The following is a 19257-nucleotide window of genomic DNA, read 5'->3' on the forward strand; positions in this document are numbered from 1 at the left end:
GCAAGGGCTAACAAGAAGTTGGATTGTTTACACACGAGAGTTGGGCTGATTCTTCATCTTTTAGGAAAGTCAGTTGAAAAAATTGTTATGTTGTAAAAACGCATGATGAGGCTTTGTTTATTATAGAGAAAATAGGATATATTATGCAATGCGTTTTTTCATATATTGGGGAGAATGGGAGTATAACATGCGTTAAGTATTGTTATTTTATTTGCCTAGCTTCTAATGATGCTACAGCTCTTGTATTTAAAGAGAGTCTTTAAAATCCTTTCTTAAGTATTTTTTATCCCTGTGCTGATCTTTTTTGTGGCACGATAAGAAAGTGATTTTTGTGATTCAATTATAATGGGTTTTATTCTCTGTTTAATACGATCATAAATCAATGTATTATTATATTGTTTATACGCATGCATAAAAATTCATAAACCTATAAATATCCTTTAGATAAAATATCACTTTTATTTTTGTTTGTGAGAAAAGGCTAGAAATCAAGATCTGCATAGTGAGCACTTGCAACAATTCCGCGGACGCGATCTGTTAAAAGAGAACGAAAAGAAGGGCGTGATTTAATTCTCATATACCAGTCTTTGGCAGCAGGAGATTGTTCCCAGTCAATTTCCCCTAGAAAGTCAAGTACAGAAATAGAGGCTGCTGCTGCTAGATCTGCATAGGACAAGGCAGAACCGACTAAGCTATCGCGAGAGGCACAGAGCCAATTGAGATAGTTCATATGTGGTAAAATATTGGCACGTGCATTGCGTAAAATTTGTGAATTAGGAGCACCACCGCCAATGGCAAGTGGCATTTCACGTTTATGGATTCGTTCTCGTACGATATGGCGCGTTGCTTCATTTTCGAATTTATTTAAGAACCAGTCATTGAGACGGCGTACTTCCGCACGATCTAAAGGATTTTCTGGAAAGAGCTTATTTTCTTGTCGTAAACTTCCATGTGTTTCGTCTAAATATTCGCAGATAACAAGAGGACCTGATAATGGAACCTCGTGTTCATCGAGAAAAACAGGAACATGACCAGCGGGATTGAGGGCTAGAAATTCGTGTCTTCTTGCCCATTCATATTCTTCAATCAGTTGAGTGGTTACACCATATTCCCCAAGAATGAGGCGTATGAAGCGCGAGGCAGAGGATAGGGGAGAGTGAAAAAGTGTCAGCATAATTTACACTATCAAATAGAGTTGAAGAGAATTCTTTCAAGTAATCATTTTTATAAAGATGCTTGACTAGAAGTACAAGATCATTAGTAGTTGCTAGTAATTATAATTAATAAATTGTTAATGACTAGGAATTGTTCTCTTATGCGATGGTTTGCAAAATGGCAGCACGTAATTCTTCTAAACCGATAGCTTTTTCTGAAGAGGTTACAAGAAGCTCAGGATAAGCTGCTGGGCGTTTAAGAAGCTTTGTTTGTGTGCTCATAATTAATTTTTCCAAAGCATTTGATTTGATTTTATCGCTTTTTGTCAAAACAATGTGATAAGAAACAGCTGCTTTATCAAGGAGAGCAAGAACATCTTCATCATTATTTTTGATTCCGTGCCGTGAATCAATCAAGATATATACACGTTTTAACGTTGTGCGCCCCCGTAAATAGCTAAAAATCAAATTTGTCCACGCATCAACAAGATTTTTAGGAGCAGCAGCAAAACCATAACCAGGCATATCTACTAATGCTAGAGGGGGAAGGTCTCCTAGTTGCCCACTGAATCCATCGGGGACAAAATAATTAAGCTCTTGAGTCCGTCCTGGTGTATTTGAGGTACGTGCTAAGCTTTTTTGTTGGACGAGTGCGTTGATTAAAGATGATTTTCCAACATTGGAACGACCTGCAAATGCAATTTCTGGTGGTCCTTCAGGGGGGAGAAAGCGTATTTCTGGTACACCACGAATAAAAATCCAATTGCGAGAAAAAATTCCAGAAAGGGAAGAATCTCTTGTCATTCATGCACTTCTTTTTTGGGTGATCTTCTCCAGATGGCTTTCAGATTATCAAAAAGCTCAATTTTAACTCCTTGGCGCTTCATCATGATACCTTGCTGAATGATTGATAATATATTGTTCCATGCCCAATAGATGACGAGACCAACAGGGAAAGAGGCGAGCATAAAAGTAAAGACAACAGGCATCCATGTGAATATCATCGCTTGGGTTTGGTCTTGAGGAGCAGGATTCATACGCATTTGTAAAAACATCGTTATTCCCATAATCAAAGGCCATGCACCAATCATAAGAAATGTTGGCGTTGTATATGGCAAGAGACCAAACAAGTTAAAAAGAGAAGTTGGATCGGGTGCCGCTAAATCTTTAATCCAGCCAAAGAAAGGGGCATGGCGCATTTCAATAGTGATATAGAGAACTTTATAAAGAGCAAAGAATATTGGGAATTGAACCAACATTGGCCAACAGCCTGCAAGGGGATTTATTTTTTCGGTTTTATATAGATCTATTATTGCCTTTTGTTGTTTGGTTTGGTCATCGGGATACTTTTCTTTTATTTCTAGCAACCGCGGTTGTATAAGTTTCATACGCGCCATAGATTTATAAGATTTATTGGCTAGAGGGAAAAGAAGTGTTTTTAAGAGCACTGTGACAAGAAGGATGGCGATACCAAAATTTCCTGTTTGCTTATAAAGAATATCAATGAGGGCAAACATTGGTTTGGTGATGAAATCAAACCAGCCCCAATCAATTAAAAGAGCAAACTTTTTAATTTTTAGGTCATTTTGATAATTATTAATAATTTCAACTTGTTTTGCACCAGCAAAAAGACGATTTGTAACAGTTTTTGTTTCATTTGGGGCAATCGTTAAAAGCGACCCTAGCAAGTCAGACTGATAATGCGTTTGCAAACGATCAAAATAAATAAAACGGCTTGTATATTCTTTATTTTGCGGGGGAATAACTGCTACAGCCCAATATTTATCGGTAATACCAATCCAACCTCCTGTTACCTTGGAAAAAGTCATGCTTTTTTGCCCATTATCAGGATTTGGGTCAAGCTCTGCTAAGGTTTTATATTTTTCAGTTTTGAGCGAATCTCCTGCAATACCTATCATACCTTCATGAAGTAAATAGGTTGCATTTGTATGTTCTGGTGGTGCTGCACGTGCAACGCGGGCATAGGACGAGAGATGTATTGGTTGATCACTTTCATTGCTGATAGAATCCTCAATGGTAAACATGAAATGATTATCAACAGAAAGGGTCCGCCGGAAGATTTGTCCCTGTCCATTATTATAAATTAAAGTGATGGGTGTTGAAGGAGTCAGGATTGTATTGCTTCCCTCTATTTGCCATTTTGTATCCGATTGTGGCAAGGCTTTTGCTGGCAAAGACGCACTTGCAAAACCAAATTCAGCAAGGTAGGTTGTTTTGAAGCCTTTAGGATTTAGCAAATCGATTTCCGGTGATTTTTTGTCGACTGTTAAACGATATTTTTTGAGGTGAAGATCATCAAATTGTGCACCAACAAGATTAATAGAGCCTTCCAATTCATTGGTTTTGATCGTAATACGCTCTGTTTTGTCCAATACAGCTTTCCGGATTTCAGGTGTCATGGGCTGTTCGATGATAGATGTAGCTTGATACGTTGAGATATCATCAGAAAAATCTGTCGTGGTAGTAGAAAGGGCTGATTGTTGTTTTGACAATTGCTGTGCGATGATTTGTTGTTTTTGTAACTTTGCTTGTTTGGGAGCAACATGAAGAAATTGCCATGCGATGAGCACTACGAAAGATAAGCCAATAGCGATAAAGAAATTGCGGTTATATTCCATCCGTACACCCTTGTTGTTGCTGATGTTTTATTTTTGGTTTTATTCGCCGATTTAATTCACTAATCAAGGATGTAAAAGGTGCATGTAACACATCACGGTACGCTACAATGACATAGTCTGTTCCTGCTTCCATGTGGTTTGTTACACCAACTCTCACGGCCTCACGCAAGCGCCGTTTAATACGATTACGTTTCACAGCATTACCGTTTTTACGAGTAACAGTGAAGCCTACACGTGCAAAAAGAGAATCTTTTCTTTCTGTTGTTTGTTCACGAGATTTAACTTCGAGCAAAAATAAAGGACCACGTCGTTTTTCTCCTGTACGGACAGCCAAAAAGTCTGCTCTTTTGCGAATACGGCAGGGATGTTTTTTCTTCATAAAAGAATATTTCGCAATTTCATTAAATGCCTGCAAGCAGACATTGTAGGTTCATAATAAAAGTTTCACAACGAAGAAACGATGAGCAATCCTCAACGGTTGTGAAAATTTAAATGGTTAAGCAGAAAGCCGTTTACGTCCACGAGCACGTCTTGCAGCAATAACTTTACGTCCTCCAGCTGTGGCCATGCGTGCACGAAACCCATGGCGGCGTTTACGGACAAGTTTAGAGGGTTGGTAAGTACGTTTCATTTATTTAAATACCGCGGAGTGCGGCCCTTCTTAATCTTCGTTTTATGAATAGTTATGCGCGAGATAAACAATTTTATCCTATCATACGGCTGTTAACCCATAAGGAAAAATATAAAAAAAGTCAATCTTAGATTGTTTTTCTCTCTCTTGAAAGAATACAAAACACCTTATAACTATTTGTAACGCTTTTTTACAATACTGTAGGAGTGTTAGAAAATAACGATTGAATCTACAGAACATAAATGGCTAGGGCCTTAAAGAATTAAAGAAGGTGTGACTGATTACTGTATGCTCAATTTAAAATATCCTTTAAGATTAAGAGTTTTTTTCAGTTTTTGTTTTTACAAAATTTTTATCAGAATATTCATTAAAGTGATTGTAGCACAAATGTGATTGATAGGATTTTATAGCAGATTTTATGTTTGAGCTTCTTTATTTTAAGGATGGTTTCATATTTTTAAAGAGATAAGAGATGTATACTTTATAATGCTGAGTAAAGTAGAAAATTATCAAGTGATGAACAAAATTATCAGGTGATGAACCTTGTAAGTATTTTTCGTTCTTATGCTTATATTTGCTAGTATTTTTATAGAGAGGAAAGAACATGGATCTTATCACAAGTGAGGCTGTCCGCAACGTATTACGTACAATCAAAGGACCAGATCTTGAAAGCGATATTGTGTCGTTGGGTCTTCTTTCAGAAATATTGATTGCTGATGGTAAGGTTTTCTTTTCCATTACAGTTCCTGATGGAGGTGTGCAAAAATGGGAATCATTGCGTCGTTCTGCTGAAAAGGTGGTATGTGCTTTGGAGGGAGTGAAATCTGCTGTTGTTACACTTACAGCAGAAAAAATAACAAAGAAAGCACCTAGTCGGAGAGCAAATCTCTTACCGATCAAAATGCCCATAGAAGGTGTGCGGCATGTGATTGCTGTTGCTTCTGGAAAAGGAGGGGTCGGAAAATCTACGATGGCAATAAATATCGCCTTAGCTTTACAAGATTCTGGTTTCAAAACGGGGGTGATGGATGCTGATATTTATGGTCCTTCATTGCCACGTTTGACAGGACTTGTTAATCAAAAACCACAGCTTATTGGAGAAAAAAAGATTCAACCTCTTGAAAAATTTGGACTTAAATTGATGTCGATGGGATTTTTGGTTGAGGAAGAAAAGCCGGTAGTATGGCGTGGTCCTATGGTTATGGCAGCTGTAACGCAATTGTTACGAGATGTTGTATGGGGCCCTATGGACGTTTTAGTCGTGGATATGCCGCCCGGTACAGGGGATGCACAATTAACGCTTGCCCAACAGGTACAATTAACAGGTGCGTTGGTTGTCTCTACGCCCCAAGATCTTGCTTTAGTGGATGCACGTAAAGCAATAGAAATGTTCATGAAAGTTAATGTTCCTATTTTAGGACTCATTGAGAATATGAGTTATTTTATCGCTCCTGATACGGGAAAACGCTATGATATTTTTGGCTATGGTGGTGCACGGGCAGAAGCGGAACGTCGAGAACTCCCTTTCTTAGGGGAAATACCGCTTGATGCAGCTTTACGATTTTCTTCAGATGAGGGAATCCCTATTTTTGTTGCTAAGCCTAGTGAAGAGCATGCTAAACTATATCGTAAAATTGTTGATCAAATAAAAAATCAACTCTTTTGAATGGGGGGGTGTTTAAGAGAGTTTATTAAAACACAATCATGAAAGACATAAAAATAGTCGCTTCTTTGTAAGAGGAAGTTTTAATGTGTGAATGGAATATATAGGTTAAATAAACAAAAAATTATTCATGCGTTTGGATAACCTGAAGGGGAACAAAATTGAAGAGCTAGAGCCGTGAGGTAGAAAAAATATTGGACTTGAGGCAAAAAGAAGAAGACCGAAAATAAAAATAATTTAGAAAAATTGTAAAAGGTTGTAAAAAATATTTTAAAAATCATTTTTTGATACGAGTTTTTTTGATATAAATCTTAAAATTTCTTTTTAGAAGCATTCATTTTTTGCAAAGTAGCTTCAAGAGCCATTGTTAAAGCATTCCTTCCCCCTTGTTGAGAAAAGTAATTTGACAAAAATTCATTTGTTCCACCCTTTGTTGAAAACTCTTTTTCAAGCAGTGAAAAATCGAGAGATACAGAACGATCCGTTGCTATAGTTTTACGCATTTCATCTGTAAGATTTCCAAACATCATGGTAAGGAATTCTGCTGATTGTTGTTTTTTTAACCCTTGTGTTATAAACCATTGATGGGCAGTTTCTATAAAATTAAAATATACTCCCATAAGTGAACCAGCTGTCATAAAAAGATTAAACTGCTCTTCCTTATCCAGCACCAATGTGCCCCCCAATGCATCAAATAAAGTGCGTAAAAAGGGATGATTGGGATAGATTGGTGTCAAATTTTTGCATTCTGCAACAAAAGGTAATGGAACAGCACGATAAACTTTATGATTAATCCACTCTTCTATTTCTGCTGCTTTTACCATAGCAAGTACGGAAATAACCAGCTGTTCTGGACGAAAACGAAGAGAGCACAAAACGTCTTCTGCAATTTGGTTGGGCAAGCAAAGAAAAACACAATCACTAACATCGAGCAACGCTTGGTTATTTTCAGCAATCATAACTTTATCATAAGTACGTGAAAGGCGCTTTGCTGTTTGTGCATTGCGAGGCGAAACAATAATGGAAGAAACATCAAAGTTGCTTGTCATTAAGCCATTCACCATTGAAGCACTGATTGTACCCGTTCCCAAAAAGCCAAGTCTCATTATCTATTTCTCAGTTTCATATTTTAAAAGGAATTTCAATCAACATCTCAGGTGTTTTAACTAACATAAACGCTAATTGAAGAAGCAACACATAACATAGCAAGAATAATCAAAACCAAATAGATTTTGGGCTTGTCAAAGAGAACGGCAAAAGCAGAAAACCAACCAACAACAGCTGCGGCTAATGCAAATAAAAAACCTGGTTTATTCATAAGCACAATATGCATTGCCATTAACCCACCAATAATTAGCGCTCCAAAAATGATGAGCAAACCTGTTGCAAACTTTTCATAATCATCCATATTTCGCTCCTTATAGCGCTCAATTATTACACACTTTTTAACGCATATGCACATAAAAACGAAATGTTTTTTATTGAATATGGTTAAAACGGGGAGGCCTTTTATTGATCAGATGTAAAAAATGCAGGGATATGCTGTGGCCAACGCCAAGGTAAAATTGCAATTAAATCAAAGCGTACAGACAAAAGGGCATAATCTTTTTGCCGTGCGAGCCAAATATCGGCAGCTGCCTCAATTCGCTTTTCATTCATTCGGGAAACCGCTTCCATTGCTTCAGCCAACGTTGAACGTGCTTTAACTTCAACGATTAACACAAGATTTCCGCGTCGTGCAATTAAATCAATTTCTCCACATTTTGTTTTAAAACGCCTTTCGGCAATGTGAAACCCTTTGCAACGTAGCCACCAAGCTGCCAATTTTTCTGCACGAATCCCTCGATAAAAAGACTTTTGTCTGCGTTTTTTTTGTATTATTTTACGCATTTTTTAAAAAGATTAATCGCTGAAAAAGTTCTTGCTTTTTTAAACCGGTTTTTTTTGCAACAAAAGCTGCCGCTTGAGCAGCAGAATGTATCCGTGCGCGTTCTAATAGCATTTCATCAATTTCTTGATCACTTATCACATTTAAAGAAGAAGATGATTCTCCAACAAGTACAACAATTTCCCCACGAATATGTGCTTGTTTTCTGTAATTTTCTAACAAATTTCCCAAATTGGAAACATCTACTGTTTCAAACTTTTTTGTTAATTCACGACAAATGGCAGCAGGTCGATTAGCCGAAAAAAGTGTGACCATATCCTGTAAAGTTTCAACAAGACGATGCGGTGATTCATAAAAAATCAAAGTTGCTGGAATCTCTTTTAATTGTTCCAACCGTTTTCGGCGCTGTAGCTTTCGTGCACTCAAAAAACCTGCAAAAAAAAAGCTATCCGTAGGAAGCCCTGTCGGTATAAGAGCGGCTAAAAGAGCGGATGCTCCAGGAATAGGAATAATTTTATGACCAGCTTTACGGGACTCTTCTACCAATCGAAATCCAGGATCAGAAATAAGTGGTGTTCCGGCATCTGAAACAAGTGCTACTGTTTTGTTTTCTGCTAAAGCCGCTAAGAGCTTCGGACCCGCTTTTTGCGCATTATATTCATGATAGAGAAAAGGTTTTTTTTGAATGCCGTAACGTTCCAACAAAACACGTGTTACTCGCGTATCCTCACACGCTAAAATATCAATTCCTGCAAGCACTTGCAAAGCACGAAGCGTAATATCTGCAAGATTTCCGATAGGTGTTGCCACAAGATAAAGCCCTGATTCTATAACGGGTGCAGAATAAGCATGCGCACCTATAAAATATGCTTTTTCACACATGCTCTTTTCTTTTCATTAAATTCTCCTCACCACAAGATTTTTATCCATACTCATAAGCCATTTTGGCTCATTTTTTACCAGCACATTTTTTATCATTACAAAGGCTTACCTTACTCGAATAATCGATTACACTACAATAAGATAATTTCATATTTAACGTCTTAATTTAACATTATTATCTATTTTGATCCGCGTTATTTTTTCCAGTAAAACAAATTCCAAATGTAACCAATATTCTATCAGCCCCATGATTTTCTATAAAGTTTTTCCTTCGAGAACCAAAAAACAACTTTACTCATGTTATAATCTCATGCTTCTTTGTGCTCTTTGAAAAGCTAAGCTTTTTAGATTATTTCCATAACGCCGATTTTTCAAATATTCTATTGATATCCAAACTGTTTTTCTGAGCAAATGTAAACAGCCCCTTTTGAAACACATACAGTTAACTGGCAGCTGACTGTATTGTTATTGATCAAATATAAGCTCTTATCAGCAAAATACTTTATTTTTTCATATTCTCTACAGCTTTAACAGTATACAGTATAATGAGTACCTTAGAAAAGTTTAAGGCTAAATTTTATCTTAAATATTTGATTTATAATGGAAAATTTATTATTTTGCCTATTAATTAGGAGCTTTAAATATCGTAACATTATCTCAGCTCTTCTTATAGTCAATTAATCAAAATCATTTTTGTGCATCTTGAAACCTCCTTAAAACAAAGATTATCGCCTCATTGGAGATCTCAGAGAAAATAATGCTGTTAGCTTGTACTTTTTATTTCATAAATATGGAACTGTTCGTTCACAGGATTGCGTTATACCTTTTTCGAATAGTGTCGCAAAATTATTGTTTGATATGAGAGCTATCTCTTAAAAACAAGCCCATGACTGAACAACACAAGTCTGCTTTAATTTTGGATACCTTATTTTTTCTGAAGGATATGCTCCCATAAAAAAACGTAAGTAATAAAAGCGGGGACAATACGTTATCTCTTCTTTTTAGAGGATATTGTGATGCTTTTGAAAGTTTTAAAACCGAATGGACAGATGATAGTAAAGAGGAAAACAGTTTTTTCCTTTCAGATTTGATGTTCTTGCTAAATGAAGCTGTATTTTCGTTTCAGAGATTACTCAAATAGAATATGCAATATTTTTGCTCTAGCTACAAAAGCTGGAACGGCGTGCAGAGCTTTCATTCACCTTAATCTTTCTTTTAAATATACCACTTGTGTTCAATTTGGATGTTGATTTACAAGCAATAGCGAAAGCACAAGCTTTATAAAAAAACAACTCTATAAAACGCGTCATAGAGTGGTCATGAAAGCTATTTTGTTTTTTATCAGGTGTTTTGCTAATAGCGATAGTCTCCATGGCTTGGCATCTGCTTATTTTTACGGTATTTGTACACATTCATTGCAGTATATTGGTAAAGGGCAGTATATTGGTAAAGGTTAGATGCAAGGCGATTATCTTTAATGCAAAAATAAAAGGTTAATGTGAGATTAAAGATTTTTTCGTGTCATTATCAGTAGAAACATTATAAAGGGCTTGAACGAGTATGCTCTTTATCTCTTTATCTCACGATGTTTTTTCTACATTCATTCGTGGTTTTCTTGAGTGAGCATTACTTGGCAAAGTGTAGGAGAAGAAATAAATGTGAAGCGCATCTTCAGGGGGCTCTTGGCTAGTTAAAACGATTGATGTTTCTTATGAGAGGGCTAAAAGTATTTTGGATCATATGGGAGAGGGGGTAAAGTAGAACGGGCTTATTTTCCTTCAGGTTTTCGAGAACCGCGGCTGTTCCTTTATCGCAGAATTGTCAAGAATATATTTATTATTGTTTTGTCATTTAAATAAAAAAATTTTGATAAAAATATGTTATGTTTTTCTATTGAAAAAATTCATACGGTGAAGAGAGTATTTTATATGAGAATAGAGTTCTTTTTACATTGTGAAAGAACGTATGCAGGAAGGTGATTGATAGATTTCTGATCTGAGGGAAATATTTTTATCCATTGCGTTTTGTATATTTCAATTTTAGGAAAATGAACAATGATTATACATTGGGGAATTACATATTGGGATAGAAGGGGCCCTCATTGCCTTGCGGACAGATCCAAGTGATATTTTGGTTTGGATCTTTGATATCGCATGTTTTACAATGTATGCAATTTGAAGCGTTTATCATATAAGTCAGATGATCATTATCCTCTAGCCACTCGTAGACAGCGGCGGGGCAATAGCGTGTAGAGGGTCCTCCATAGATTGCATATTCAGAGTCCTTTTGCTTTTTTAATGAGGCTATTTTTAAATGACAAGGTTGATTTTCTTCATGATGCGTATTGGAAAGGGCAACACTTGAAAGGCGATCAAAGGTTACAACGCCATCTGGTTTTGGGTAAGAAATGGGTTGAAATTTTTCTGCTGGTTCAAGGCATGCATAATCTTCCTTTCCGTGGGAGAGTGTTTTAAATAAGGAAAATCCGAACAGTTGTTGCCACCACATATCAAAACCAGCAAGTTTAATTCCATATTTTGTCCCATATTTTGCCCAGAGCGGTTTGGCATTTCGCACTTTATAAAGATCTTTGCCAATGAGCCCTTTTCGCCACTGTTCTTCGATTTCTTTAACCTCATCATGGGCACGCCCTTGTGCAAGAGCGGTAGCAATTCTATCGGCAGCTAATATGCCAGATAAGATGGCATTGTGTGATCCTTTGATACGAGGAACATTGACAAATCCAGCAGAGCAGCCAATAAGCGCTCCACCAGGAAAGGTGAGTTTTGGTACAGATTGCCAACCTCCTTCGCTGATAACACGTGCACCATAGGAAAGACGTTTTGCGCCTTTAAAGATTTTATAGAGTTTTGGATGTGTTTTAAAACGTTGAAATTCTTCAAAGGGAGAAAGATAAGGATTTTTGTAATCTAAGTGCACAACAAAACCGACAGAAATGATATTGTTTTCTTGGTGATAAATAAAGCCACCGCCACCGGTATTATTGTCTAAGGGCCAACCAGTGAAATGTTGTACTAAACCGCGTTGGTGTTTGTTGGGGGCAATTTCCCAGAGCTCCTTGAGACCAAGACCAAATTTTTGTGGTTCTCGATTTTTGCTAAGATTAAAATGTTGTATCAGTTGTTTTGCAATTGAGCCGCGTGCTCCTTCCGCAATCAGAGTATATTTTGCCAATAAAGCCATCCCAGGCATATAATTTTTTCCAGGAGTTCCATCTTTGTTAAGCCCCATATCACCGGTGAGAACACCAATGATAGCTCCGTTATCTTTTTGGATGATGGGTTCTGTTGCTGCAAAACCAGGATAGATTTCAACACCCAACGCTTCAGCTTTTTTGCTTAGCCAGCGGCAGACGCTCCCAAGCGAAACGATATAACATCCGTTATTTGATAAGATTTTAGGGTGCAAAATATTGGGAAATATTGTGGACTTTTGAGGCTTTAGAAAAAAAAATTGGTCCTGTGTGACAGGGGTTGTAAAGGGATGGTCGTTATCATTTCGCCATTCTGGTAAGAGTGTATCGATACCAATGGGGTCAACAACTGCGCCAGAGAGAATATGTGCACCAACTTCGGTCCCTTTTTCAACAATTGTGACAGAAAGCTCAGGATTAATTTGTTTAAAACGAATTGCGGCAGAAAGCCCTGCTGGTCCTGCTCCGACAATGACTATGTCAAACTCCATACTTTCACGTTGGTCATGCAGAAGTGCTTTCATGGCTTATAAAGCTTTCTCCAATTCTGGAATAATTTGGTGGAGATCACCTACAAGGGTGTAATCGGCAATTTGCATGATGGGAGCTTCTTCATCTTTATTAATGGCAACAATAATTTGTGCATCCATTATACCGGCTACATGCTGGATTGCACCGGAAATGCCAACGGCGATATAAAGTTCAGGGGCAACGACTTTTCCTGTTTGTCCAATTTGCCAATCATTGGGAGCATAGCCTGCATCCACTGCTGCGCGGCTGGCACCTAAAGCAGCATTTAATTTGTTTGCAAGAGGAAGAAGCAGGGCCATAAATTTCTCTTGAGAACCAAGACCACGCCCGCCTGATATAATAACACGTGCTGAGGTGAGCTCAGGACGATCACTTTTGTTTGTTTCTGCTTTTACGAAAGAAGAAAGATTTGGATTGGAAGCTGGTGTTATTGTTTTAATGGGAGCAGAATTATTTTGGGAAGGCGTTGGGGTGAAAGAAGCGGTGCGAACTGTTATAATCTTTTTATAATCATTGGTGCGTACAGTTTCAAATGCATTACCTGCATAAATTGGTCGTTTGAAGGTGTTGGGTGAAAGAATGGCGGTAATATCTGAAATTTGCATAAGATCAAGAAGAGCTGCTACGCGCGGCATCACATTTTTCCCAGTACTGCTGGATGCTGCCATGATCACATCATAATCCTTTGCTAACATGAGAATTGTATCTGCCATAGGCTCGGCAAGTTGATGGGCTAAATAGTCTGCTTTTGCAATAAGAACTTGCCGCACACCATTAAGTTTAGCACTATTTTCCGCTATCGTTTGGATTTTTTCTCCGCAAACCAGAATATCGATATCATTACTGAGTACGCGTGCAGCGGTGAGTACTTTTGCTGTTTCTTCTGTATTATGATCGGCCAATAAAAGAATTGCCATAAGTTTTTGCCCTTTTATGTGAGTGTTGCTTTTACTCTAGTGGTGAGAATATTAAATGCAGTTCTTCTGTTTTAAGGCTCTGACAAGTTCTACTACATTTGCCACTTTTATACCGGATTGACGGGGTTTTGGCTCTTCAACGCTTAAAATTGTTAAGCGTGCTTTCGTATCGACGCCAAGATCAGTAAGAGATTTTTGTTCAATGATTTTCTTTTTTGCTTTCATGATATTGGGGAGAGAGGTGTAACGCGGTTCATTGAGCCGTAGATCGGCGGTCATAACCATGGGAAGGGGAAGACAAAGGGTTTGTGTTCCATTATCAACTTCACGAGTAACTGTAGCATGCCCATTTTCTATGTTAAGATGTGAGGCAAAAGTTGCTTGTCCCCACCCAAGAAGAGCAGCGAGCATTTGTCCTGTTTGGTTGCTATCGTCATCAATTGCTTGTTTTCCTAAAAAGACCATGTCGGGTTTTTCTTCATCAACAATGGTTTTGAGAATCTTAGCAATTGCTAAGGGTTCAAGTGTTTGATCCGTTGTGACAAGAAGTGCGCGATCAGCTCCCATTGCAAGTCCTGTTCGTAGAGTTTCTTGAGCTGCTTCTGGGCCAATTGAAACAAGAAGAACTTCTGAAATTTTACCGGATTCTTTTTGGCGAATGGCCTCCTCCACGGCTATCTCATCAAAAGGATTCATAGACATTTTTACGTGAGACAGATCAACGCCTGTACTATCCGGTTTGACGCGTATCTTGATGTTATAATCAACAACACGTTTGACAGCGACAATTATCTTCATAATGATCCTCTTTGTTTGTATGTTACAAGTTTATAGCAATACTCATAAGAAACCAAATTGTTTAGAATGAAGTCTCAATTTATAACTTGTGTTCTCTTTCGTATAAGCTTTTTTATGTTTACTTGTACTTTCTCGTCGTTATTTTCAATCTTCATATTTTTGCATTGCCATAATTGCCTTATTTGCTTGAATAAAAAGTAAAAAAATCAATCTGTCTTGTGAGAATATTCTTTTTTAGTTTCTTATGCTTTATTTATGATGGTGCAATAGGTCCTTTATGCAATGAAAAATTAAGTGAAAAAGATAAAAATGGGGGAATGATTTTGCTCTTCAAATCTTGAAGACAGAAAAATTAAAGATCTTTCTTTCAAATATTTTAGATAAAGATTGGGGAAAATATTTCTAACAAAAAAGTTTTTGGGAGTTCTTAAAGCTCTATTTACTAAAATAGAGCACACTTTCTCATCATTTGTTGCGATTCTTTTCAAAAAGGTTAATGAGGGGTAGGCGTTTGTGAATACGAAGGGTCATACGATCGACCAAGCGACCAAACAGGTTAGGAACGATAAAGTCTTTTCTTTTGTTGAACAGAAAGAGAGAATGGATACTTCTGTAGAAGTAACGATGTCGGATATTGCTCAAAAATTACGCACCGTTTATGCGCAAATGCAAATGAAGCATTCGCCTCGTTCTTTAATGCAGCAGAGTTCTGTAGAAGAGCATTTTAAATCTTACTTAGATGATATTAGTCGGGCCATTTTGGCTGAACATTATATACGACGTCAAAGAGAAAAAAAGCTTTTCCAGTCTTTAGAGCAGATTAAAACAATTGTTCAAAGTTTGCAGAGTGAAAAAAAAAGCTTAGAAGAAGCAGCGGTAACACGACGGGTGTCTCGTTCAAAATCACCTGATTCTGTTGTACAAAAACTTGCTCACATGGAATGTGAGGGAAATCAAGAATGCTTATTACTTCAAAAGGTGCAAAATTATTCGAAAGAAAACAGCATAATTTCACTCCAAACAAATGTTGAAAATACGTTGCAGCAAGAAAATAGAAGCCCTTTGCCCAGTGATGCTCTGCAATCTTCTTTTAAAAAGGTTGAGGGAGTAGTGAAGCATGCTGTGATAAAAGAAAAGGGGATGATGGGTGCTCAGGCATCTAATCATTGCATTGAGAATGATTTTTCTTCTTTAAGGACGCAGTCTCGGGAACATGTGTCGTTTTTATCTTATTTGCTAAAAAAAGGTGTTCTTTGTTTTTTAACCGTTGCATTTGTGGTAGCGATAACGTTATGTTTTTATAGCTTTTTAAAAGGAGCTCGTTTTTTTTAATTTTTATGATGTTGATGTTAATAGATGTGAAATGTATTGCGCATTCGTGTTTGTGCGGAAGCTATAGCAACTAAAATTATCCTTTTAAACACGCAACAGAGATTATTGGAAAAGAGGATAATTGGAGAAGGATTCTCTAATTGTAAAAAAACCTCAAATTATCTTGAAGGTTCTGTAAGTGAGTATTTATTTACCAATTGCTGAAATGTCACTCAATATGCTGATCTTGATTGGTATGGGAGTCGTTGCTGGTTTTTTTTCAGGACTTTTTGGAATCGGTGGTGGGTTTCTCATCACGCCGTTATTGATTTTTTATAATATTCCTCCTGCTATTGCTGTTGGAACAGGTGCCAACCAGATGATTGCGTCATCTGTAACAGGAGCAATTACACATTTTAGAAGACGTACGCTCGATATTAAACTTGGTATTCTTTTGGCGCTTGGAGGAGGGATTGGTTCTTTAATCGGGATTCAGGTTTTCTCTGTTTTGAAAAAGTTAGGTCAATTAGATTTAATGATTTCGCTTCTTTATGTGATTCTTCTTGGAAGTGTAGGAAGCTTGATGATCGTTGAAAGTTGGTATGATATGATGCGCAAGCGTAAGGTAGGAAAAGCCAATATTCGTCTTGCTGGTCGACATAACTGGATTCATCGCTTACCCTTAAAAATGCGTTTTCGGACATCTATGATATATGTTAGCATTATTCCAGTTTTAGGGATTGGTCTCATCGTGGGGTTGTTGTCTTCTATTATGGGAATTGGTGGGGGGTTCTTTATGATCCCAGCATTGATTTATCTTCTGCGTGTTCCAACCAGTGTGGTGATTGGGACTTCACTTTTTCAGATTACATTTGTGTCTTCTTTCACGACAGTTTTGCAAAGTATGACTAATCAGTCCGTTGATATTGTCTTGGCTTTTTTGTTAATGCTTGGAGGAAGTATTGGTGCGCAATATGGAACACGGGTTGGACGGAAGTTAAAGGCTGAACAATTGCGTATGGCACTTGCATTTTTAGTGTTGATTGTGTGTATGCGTCTTGCTTTTCAATTATTTATACGCCCTGATAATCTTTTCTCTCTGGATATTCTTATGAGATAAAAATGGGTAGATTATTTTCTTTATACATCATTACAGGTTGCTTTTGTTTTATTTCTTTTTCTACATGGTCACATGTTGGGACGCCAGCTACATTCATTGATCAAGTTGACCACGAAACTGTCCAAATTATTGTAACAACGAATACGATTACTGTGGATGCAAATTTTGCTGGTCGTGATCTTTATATTGCTGGTGTTTTAGAAAATATTGATCCGTTATATTCTCGACAGAACCGTTATGATATTGTTGTAAGCTTGGAGGGACAAGATCGGACAATGGTGATGCGAGAAAAAAAACGCAATGCCGGTGTATGGGTCAATACAGATTCTCTTATTTTTAAAAAGGTTCCTCTTTTTTACTCTATGGTCACAACACGTGAAATTGACGATATTACGAGCATTGAAGATTATAAACGCTTAGGGTTAGGATTACTCTATTTGCCATTGCAGACGGATGAACAAGATCAGAAAAAAATACAAATCTTTCGCGATGAACTTATAAAATTGCAAAAAGCTAAAAGCCTTTATTATGAGGAAGTGGGTGGGGTTCGTTTTGGTTCTGACACACTTTTCACAGCGCATTTTCGTTTGCCAGCAAATATCCCAGTTGGACATTATAAAGTTCGTGCTTATCTTTTTCGTGATGGACAGTTTATTGATAGTGCAACAACGACTCTTGAAATTGTTAAAGCACATATCACCTATACAATTTTTTATGCAGCGCACAAGTATCGTTTTTTATACGGTATTGTTGCAGTGATTATTGCTATTACTACAGGATTTTTGTGTCGTTTGATTTTTCGAAAAGATTAACGCAAGGAAAATGTTAAGGCTTTTATTTTTTATGAAAAATTCGTAAGATAAGAAAAATAGGCACAACAACAATAGCTCCTGTCATAGTTATATGGAAGAAATTTGTAAGCGTTATAAATCCTGCTTCCCATAGTGATTGAAAAAAATCGACTATTTTTTGTATGAGGTTTCGAGGTGTCCATCCCAAAAAATTCATTACGATACCAATGAAGAATGAAAGGATAAGCAATTTTAGACTAACGCGGCGTGATTTTCCTCCAAGAAACGCATGAAAAGAATCTAATAATTTTTTTTTTCGCTTCATTTTAATATACTTTCAAAGATCGTGTTTTTTATTGTATTATCATGGTACAGCGATGTTATTATCACAAAGGAAAAACATTTTTTTATTTTTTCTTACTTTTTGAGTTTATCACCTTAGTCTGGTTAACGGTGCTGGTTTTTGAAATATACACATGTTTTATTGCATTTTTTGCGATATTTTCATGGCGCTTCTTTTATTAAATGAAGGGATATCCTTTCGTCTCGAGAATTTGTAGAGAAATTTTATAACGTTTCAGCATTTCTTATCAGAGTGAGAGTTCTAGTATATTGAAGATTTTGTAACGAACTTATTATTGTCGTGTATAGAAATAATATTTCAAGACAGTTTACTTAAAAAAAGACTATCTATTCTAATAAGGGTGTGCTTATATAGGTATTATATTTAGATATTTCAACCTTAGTGCATTGAAAAGATCTTTTTTTCTGAAAAAATGTAAGCAATGAATTGAGTGTTGTTAAAGGAGCAAAGATATTAAAAATACGATGTGAAAAAAAGTTTTGTTATGTGTGGGTGCGTAAAGGAATATCAGGGGGAGCCTATGCTCCTTTTATTTAGAAATAAAATATAATTTAAAAGCTGTTATTTGGCAGAGGATTATGGAAAAATTCAAAATTCCTCTTGTAGGGGGAGGAGATCATGTCGGTTGATGGGTGAATTTTCCTGTTTTGTTAAAATGTCAAATTGTTAGTAGAGCTCTTTGTTATTAAGGCGCTTAAGCTAACAAAGAAGAGTCTTTTGATGGCATAAAAAGGCGAGAGGAAAGAAGAGACAAGCTTACCCGACAAAAGAGAGAAAATAGTGGTTTTATAGTCTTCAATCGTAGGCGTTATGACATCATGAATAGGCTCTGTTATGGGGAGCATTCATTGTATGTCAGAGTGTTTGTTGTTGCATGTTTTGGTTTGTCTTGGCTTGTAGCCATGGGTAGAAGTCCGTGGTTGGTAAGTGGTGTTGTTTGAAGGTTTTAATAATACTTTGTTTGAGGCGCTTATGGATCATCTAACCTTATTATTAAGCATGTGCTTGTTGTGTGGGAAATTTATATAGTAAACTTTAAAAGGAAAAGTCTATGAACTTGAAGAAAAAAATATTACAAAATAGCAGCTCTCTTGTTTCTGCTCTTATGGCATTGGCGATGGTTGCACAACAAGTTTCAGCAAAAACACCCGCTGATACCCTTGTGATGGCTTGGAATCTTGATGCAATTAGTACATTTGATCCCGCACAACTTAATGATGTTTATGGAAGTGAAATTGTTCGCAATGTTTGTGATAATTTGGTCAGTACTGCGACAAATGATCCTGCTAAAATGGTTCCCGCTTTAGCAACACATTGGGATGTTTCAGGTGATGATCACAGTACGGTGATTACT

The 19257-nt window shown here is 36.9% G+C and carries 18 protein-coding genes and 1 pseudogene; 6 read left to right on the top strand and 13 right to left on the bottom strand.

Going from position 1 to position 19257, the window contains the following annotated elements:
- Positions 1-481: 481 nt before the first annotated feature.
- From ACFINE_RS07790 to rpmH, 5 genes are all read right to left on the bottom strand, one after another.
- On the bottom strand, positions 482-1174 hold the full coding sequence (locus ACFINE_RS07790; protein WP_375612254.1) for a glutathione S-transferase family protein: 693 nt from the start codon (positions 1172-1174) through the stop codon (positions 482-484).
- A 139-nt stretch (positions 1175-1313) separates the two neighbouring features.
- The gene (gene yihA / locus ACFINE_RS07795) at positions 1314-1958 is read right to left on the bottom strand and encodes a ribosome biogenesis GTP-binding protein YihA/YsxC (protein ID WP_375612255.1); all 645 of its coding nucleotides are present in this window, start codon (positions 1956-1958) and stop codon (positions 1314-1316) included.
- Positions 1955-3793 carry a membrane protein insertase YidC gene (gene yidC, locus ACFINE_RS07800; protein ID WP_375621626.1) on the bottom strand — a complete coding sequence of 613 codons (1839 nt, stop codon included), beginning with the start codon at positions 3791-3793 and terminating at the stop codon, positions 1955-1957. The genes yihA and yidC overlap by 4 nt, the downstream gene beginning before the upstream one ends.
- Positions 3783-4172, bottom strand: coding sequence for a ribonuclease P protein component (gene rnpA, locus ACFINE_RS07805; RefSeq protein ID WP_375608505.1), 390 nt, complete (start codon positions 4170-4172; stop codon positions 3783-3785). The genes yidC and rnpA overlap by 11 nt, the downstream gene beginning before the upstream one ends.
- Positions 4173-4289: 117 nt before the next feature.
- On the bottom strand, positions 4290-4424 hold the full coding sequence (rpmH, locus tag ACFINE_RS07810) for a 50S ribosomal protein L34 (protein WP_005864709.1): 135 nt from the start codon (positions 4422-4424) through the stop codon (positions 4290-4292).
- Positions 4425-5028: 604 nt separating this feature from the next.
- Between rpmH and ACFINE_RS07815 the strand changes: the two genes are divergently transcribed.
- Entirely contained in the window at positions 5029-6090 is a 1062-nt protein-coding gene (locus tag ACFINE_RS07815) for an Mrp/NBP35 family ATP-binding protein (RefSeq protein WP_375621627.1), read from the top strand.
- Positions 6091-6398: 308 nt separating this feature from the next.
- Here ACFINE_RS07815 and ACFINE_RS07820 read toward each other — a convergent pair whose 3' ends face one another.
- The 4 genes from ACFINE_RS07820 to rsmI form a co-directional block, all read right to left on the bottom strand.
- Positions 6399-7193, bottom strand: a complete 795-nt coding sequence (locus tag ACFINE_RS07820) for a pyrroline-5-carboxylate reductase (protein WP_375621628.1) — start codon at positions 7191-7193, stop codon at positions 6399-6401.
- A gap of 56 nt (positions 7194-7249) precedes the next feature.
- Entirely contained in the window at positions 7250-7495 is a 246-nt protein-coding gene (locus tag ACFINE_RS07825) for a hypothetical protein (RefSeq protein WP_375612261.1), read from the bottom strand.
- 101 nt (positions 7496-7596) lie between these two features.
- A complete protein-coding gene (locus ACFINE_RS07830; protein WP_375612280.1) occupies positions 7597-7965 on the bottom strand; it encodes a YraN family protein in 369 nt (122 codons plus the stop codon).
- A gap of 4 nt (positions 7966-7969) precedes the next feature.
- A complete protein-coding gene (gene rsmI / locus ACFINE_RS07835) occupies positions 7970-8857 on the bottom strand; it encodes a 16S rRNA (cytidine(1402)-2'-O)-methyltransferase (RefSeq protein WP_375621629.1) in 888 nt (295 codons plus the stop codon).
- Positions 8858-10176: 1319 nt separating this feature from the next.
- On the opposite strand from rsmI, the gene ACFINE_RS07840 reads away from it, so the two are divergent.
- Positions 10177-10314 carry a hypothetical protein gene (locus ACFINE_RS07840; RefSeq protein ID WP_375621630.1) on the top strand — a complete coding sequence of 46 codons (138 nt, stop codon included), beginning with the start codon at positions 10177-10179 and terminating at the stop codon, positions 10312-10314.
- A gap of 616 nt (positions 10315-10930) precedes the next feature.
- On the opposite strand, the gene ACFINE_RS07845 is transcribed toward ACFINE_RS07840, so the two are convergent.
- The 3 genes from ACFINE_RS07845 to ACFINE_RS07855 are packed head-to-tail and all read right to left on the bottom strand — an operon-like array spanning position 10931 to position 14317.
- Complete coding sequence (locus ACFINE_RS07845) at positions 10931-12595, bottom strand: 4Fe-4S dicluster domain-containing protein (RefSeq protein WP_375621631.1); 1665 nt, start codon at positions 12593-12595, stop codon at positions 10931-10933.
- 3 nt (positions 12596-12598) lie between these two features.
- The gene (locus ACFINE_RS07850; RefSeq protein WP_375621632.1) at positions 12599-13519 is read right to left on the bottom strand and encodes an electron transfer flavoprotein subunit alpha/FixB family protein; all 921 of its coding nucleotides are present in this window, start codon (positions 13517-13519) and stop codon (positions 12599-12601) included.
- Between the two features lie 51 nt (positions 13520-13570).
- Entirely contained in the window at positions 13571-14317 is a 747-nt protein-coding gene (locus ACFINE_RS07855) for an electron transfer flavoprotein subunit beta/FixA family protein (protein WP_375621633.1), read from the bottom strand.
- Between the two features lie 513 nt (positions 14318-14830).
- Here ACFINE_RS07855 and ACFINE_RS07860 point away from each other — a divergent pair.
- From ACFINE_RS07860 to ACFINE_RS07870, 3 genes are all read left to right on the top strand, one after another.
- On the top strand, positions 14831-15649 hold the full coding sequence (locus tag ACFINE_RS07860; RefSeq protein WP_375621634.1) for a hypothetical protein: 819 nt from the start codon (positions 14831-14833) through the stop codon (positions 15647-15649).
- Positions 15650-15827: 178 nt separating this feature from the next.
- Positions 15828-16748, top strand: coding sequence for a sulfite exporter TauE/SafE family protein (locus ACFINE_RS07865; RefSeq protein ID WP_375621635.1), 921 nt, complete (start codon positions 15828-15830; stop codon positions 16746-16748).
- 2 nt (positions 16749-16750) lie between these two features.
- Positions 16751-17560, top strand: a complete 810-nt coding sequence (locus ACFINE_RS07870; RefSeq protein WP_273790722.1) for a TIGR02186 family protein — start codon at positions 16751-16753, stop codon at positions 17558-17560.
- Positions 17561-17582: 22 nt separating this feature from the next.
- Here ACFINE_RS07870 and ACFINE_RS07875 read toward each other — a convergent pair whose 3' ends face one another.
- A complete protein-coding gene (locus ACFINE_RS07875) occupies positions 17583-17864 on the bottom strand; it encodes a DUF6460 domain-containing protein (RefSeq protein WP_375621636.1) in 282 nt (93 codons plus the stop codon).
- A 1090-nt stretch (positions 17865-18954) separates the two neighbouring features.
- On the opposite strand from ACFINE_RS07875, the pseudogene ACFINE_RS07880 reads away from it, so the two are divergent.
- A pseudogene (locus ACFINE_RS07880) lies at positions 18955-19257 on the top strand (ABC transporter substrate-binding protein); the annotation flags it as partial.

The sequence above is a fragment of the Bartonella sp. AA97HXZ genome, assembly GCF_042196985.1.
Lineage (GTDB): Bacteria > Pseudomonadota > Alphaproteobacteria > Rhizobiales > Rhizobiaceae > Bartonella.

What these genes read in the sequence shown, in the direction of transcription:
- ACFINE_RS07790 (WP_375612254.1), bottom strand. Translation starts at nt 1,174, where the DNA reads ATGCTGACACTTTTTCACTCTCCCCTATCCTCTGCCTCGCGCTTCATA.
- yihA (WP_375612255.1), bottom strand. Translation starts at nt 1,958, where the DNA reads ATGACAAGAGATTCTTCCCTTTCTGGAATTTTTTCTCGCAATTGGATT.
- yidC (WP_375621626.1), bottom strand. Translation starts at nt 3,793, where the DNA reads ATGGAATATAACCGCAATTTCTTTATCGCTATTGGCTTATCTTTCGTA.
- rnpA (WP_375608505.1), bottom strand. Translation starts at nt 4,172, where the DNA reads ATGAAGAAAAAACATCCCTGCCGTATTCGCAAAAGAGCAGACTTTTTG.
- rpmH (WP_005864709.1), bottom strand. Translation starts at nt 4,424, where the DNA reads ATGAAACGTACTTACCAACCCTCTAAACTTGTCCGTAAACGCCGCCAT.
- ACFINE_RS07815 (WP_375621627.1), top strand. Translation starts at nt 5,029, where the DNA reads ATGGATCTTATCACAAGTGAGGCTGTCCGCAACGTATTACGTACAATC.
- ACFINE_RS07820 (WP_375621628.1), bottom strand. Translation starts at nt 7,193, where the DNA reads ATGAGACTTGGCTTTTTGGGAACGGGTACAATCAGTGCTTCAATGGTG.
- ACFINE_RS07825 (WP_375612261.1), bottom strand. Translation starts at nt 7,495, where the DNA reads ATGGATGATTATGAAAAGTTTGCAACAGGTTTGCTCATCATTTTTGGA.
- rsmI (WP_375621629.1), bottom strand. Translation starts at nt 8,857, where the DNA reads ATGTGTGAAAAAGCATATTTTATAGGTGCGCATGCTTATTCTGCACCC.
- ACFINE_RS07840 (WP_375621630.1), top strand. Translation starts at nt 10,177, where the DNA reads ATGAAAGCTATTTTGTTTTTTATCAGGTGTTTTGCTAATAGCGATAGT.
- ACFINE_RS07845 (WP_375621631.1), bottom strand. Translation starts at nt 12,595, where the DNA reads ATGAAAGCACTTCTGCATGACCAACGTGAAAGTATGGAGTTTGACATA.
- ACFINE_RS07850 (WP_375621632.1), bottom strand. Translation starts at nt 13,519, where the DNA reads ATGGCAATTCTTTTATTGGCCGATCATAATACAGAAGAAACAGCAAAA.
- ACFINE_RS07855 (WP_375621633.1), bottom strand. Translation starts at nt 14,317, where the DNA reads ATGAAGATAATTGTCGCTGTCAAACGTGTTGTTGATTATAACATCAAG.
- ACFINE_RS07870 (WP_273790722.1), top strand. Translation starts at nt 16,751, where the DNA reads ATGGGTAGATTATTTTCTTTATACATCATTACAGGTTGCTTTTGTTTT.
- ACFINE_RS07875 (WP_375621636.1), bottom strand. Translation starts at nt 17,864, where the DNA reads ATGAAGCGAAAAAAAAAATTATTAGATTCTTTTCATGCGTTTCTTGGA.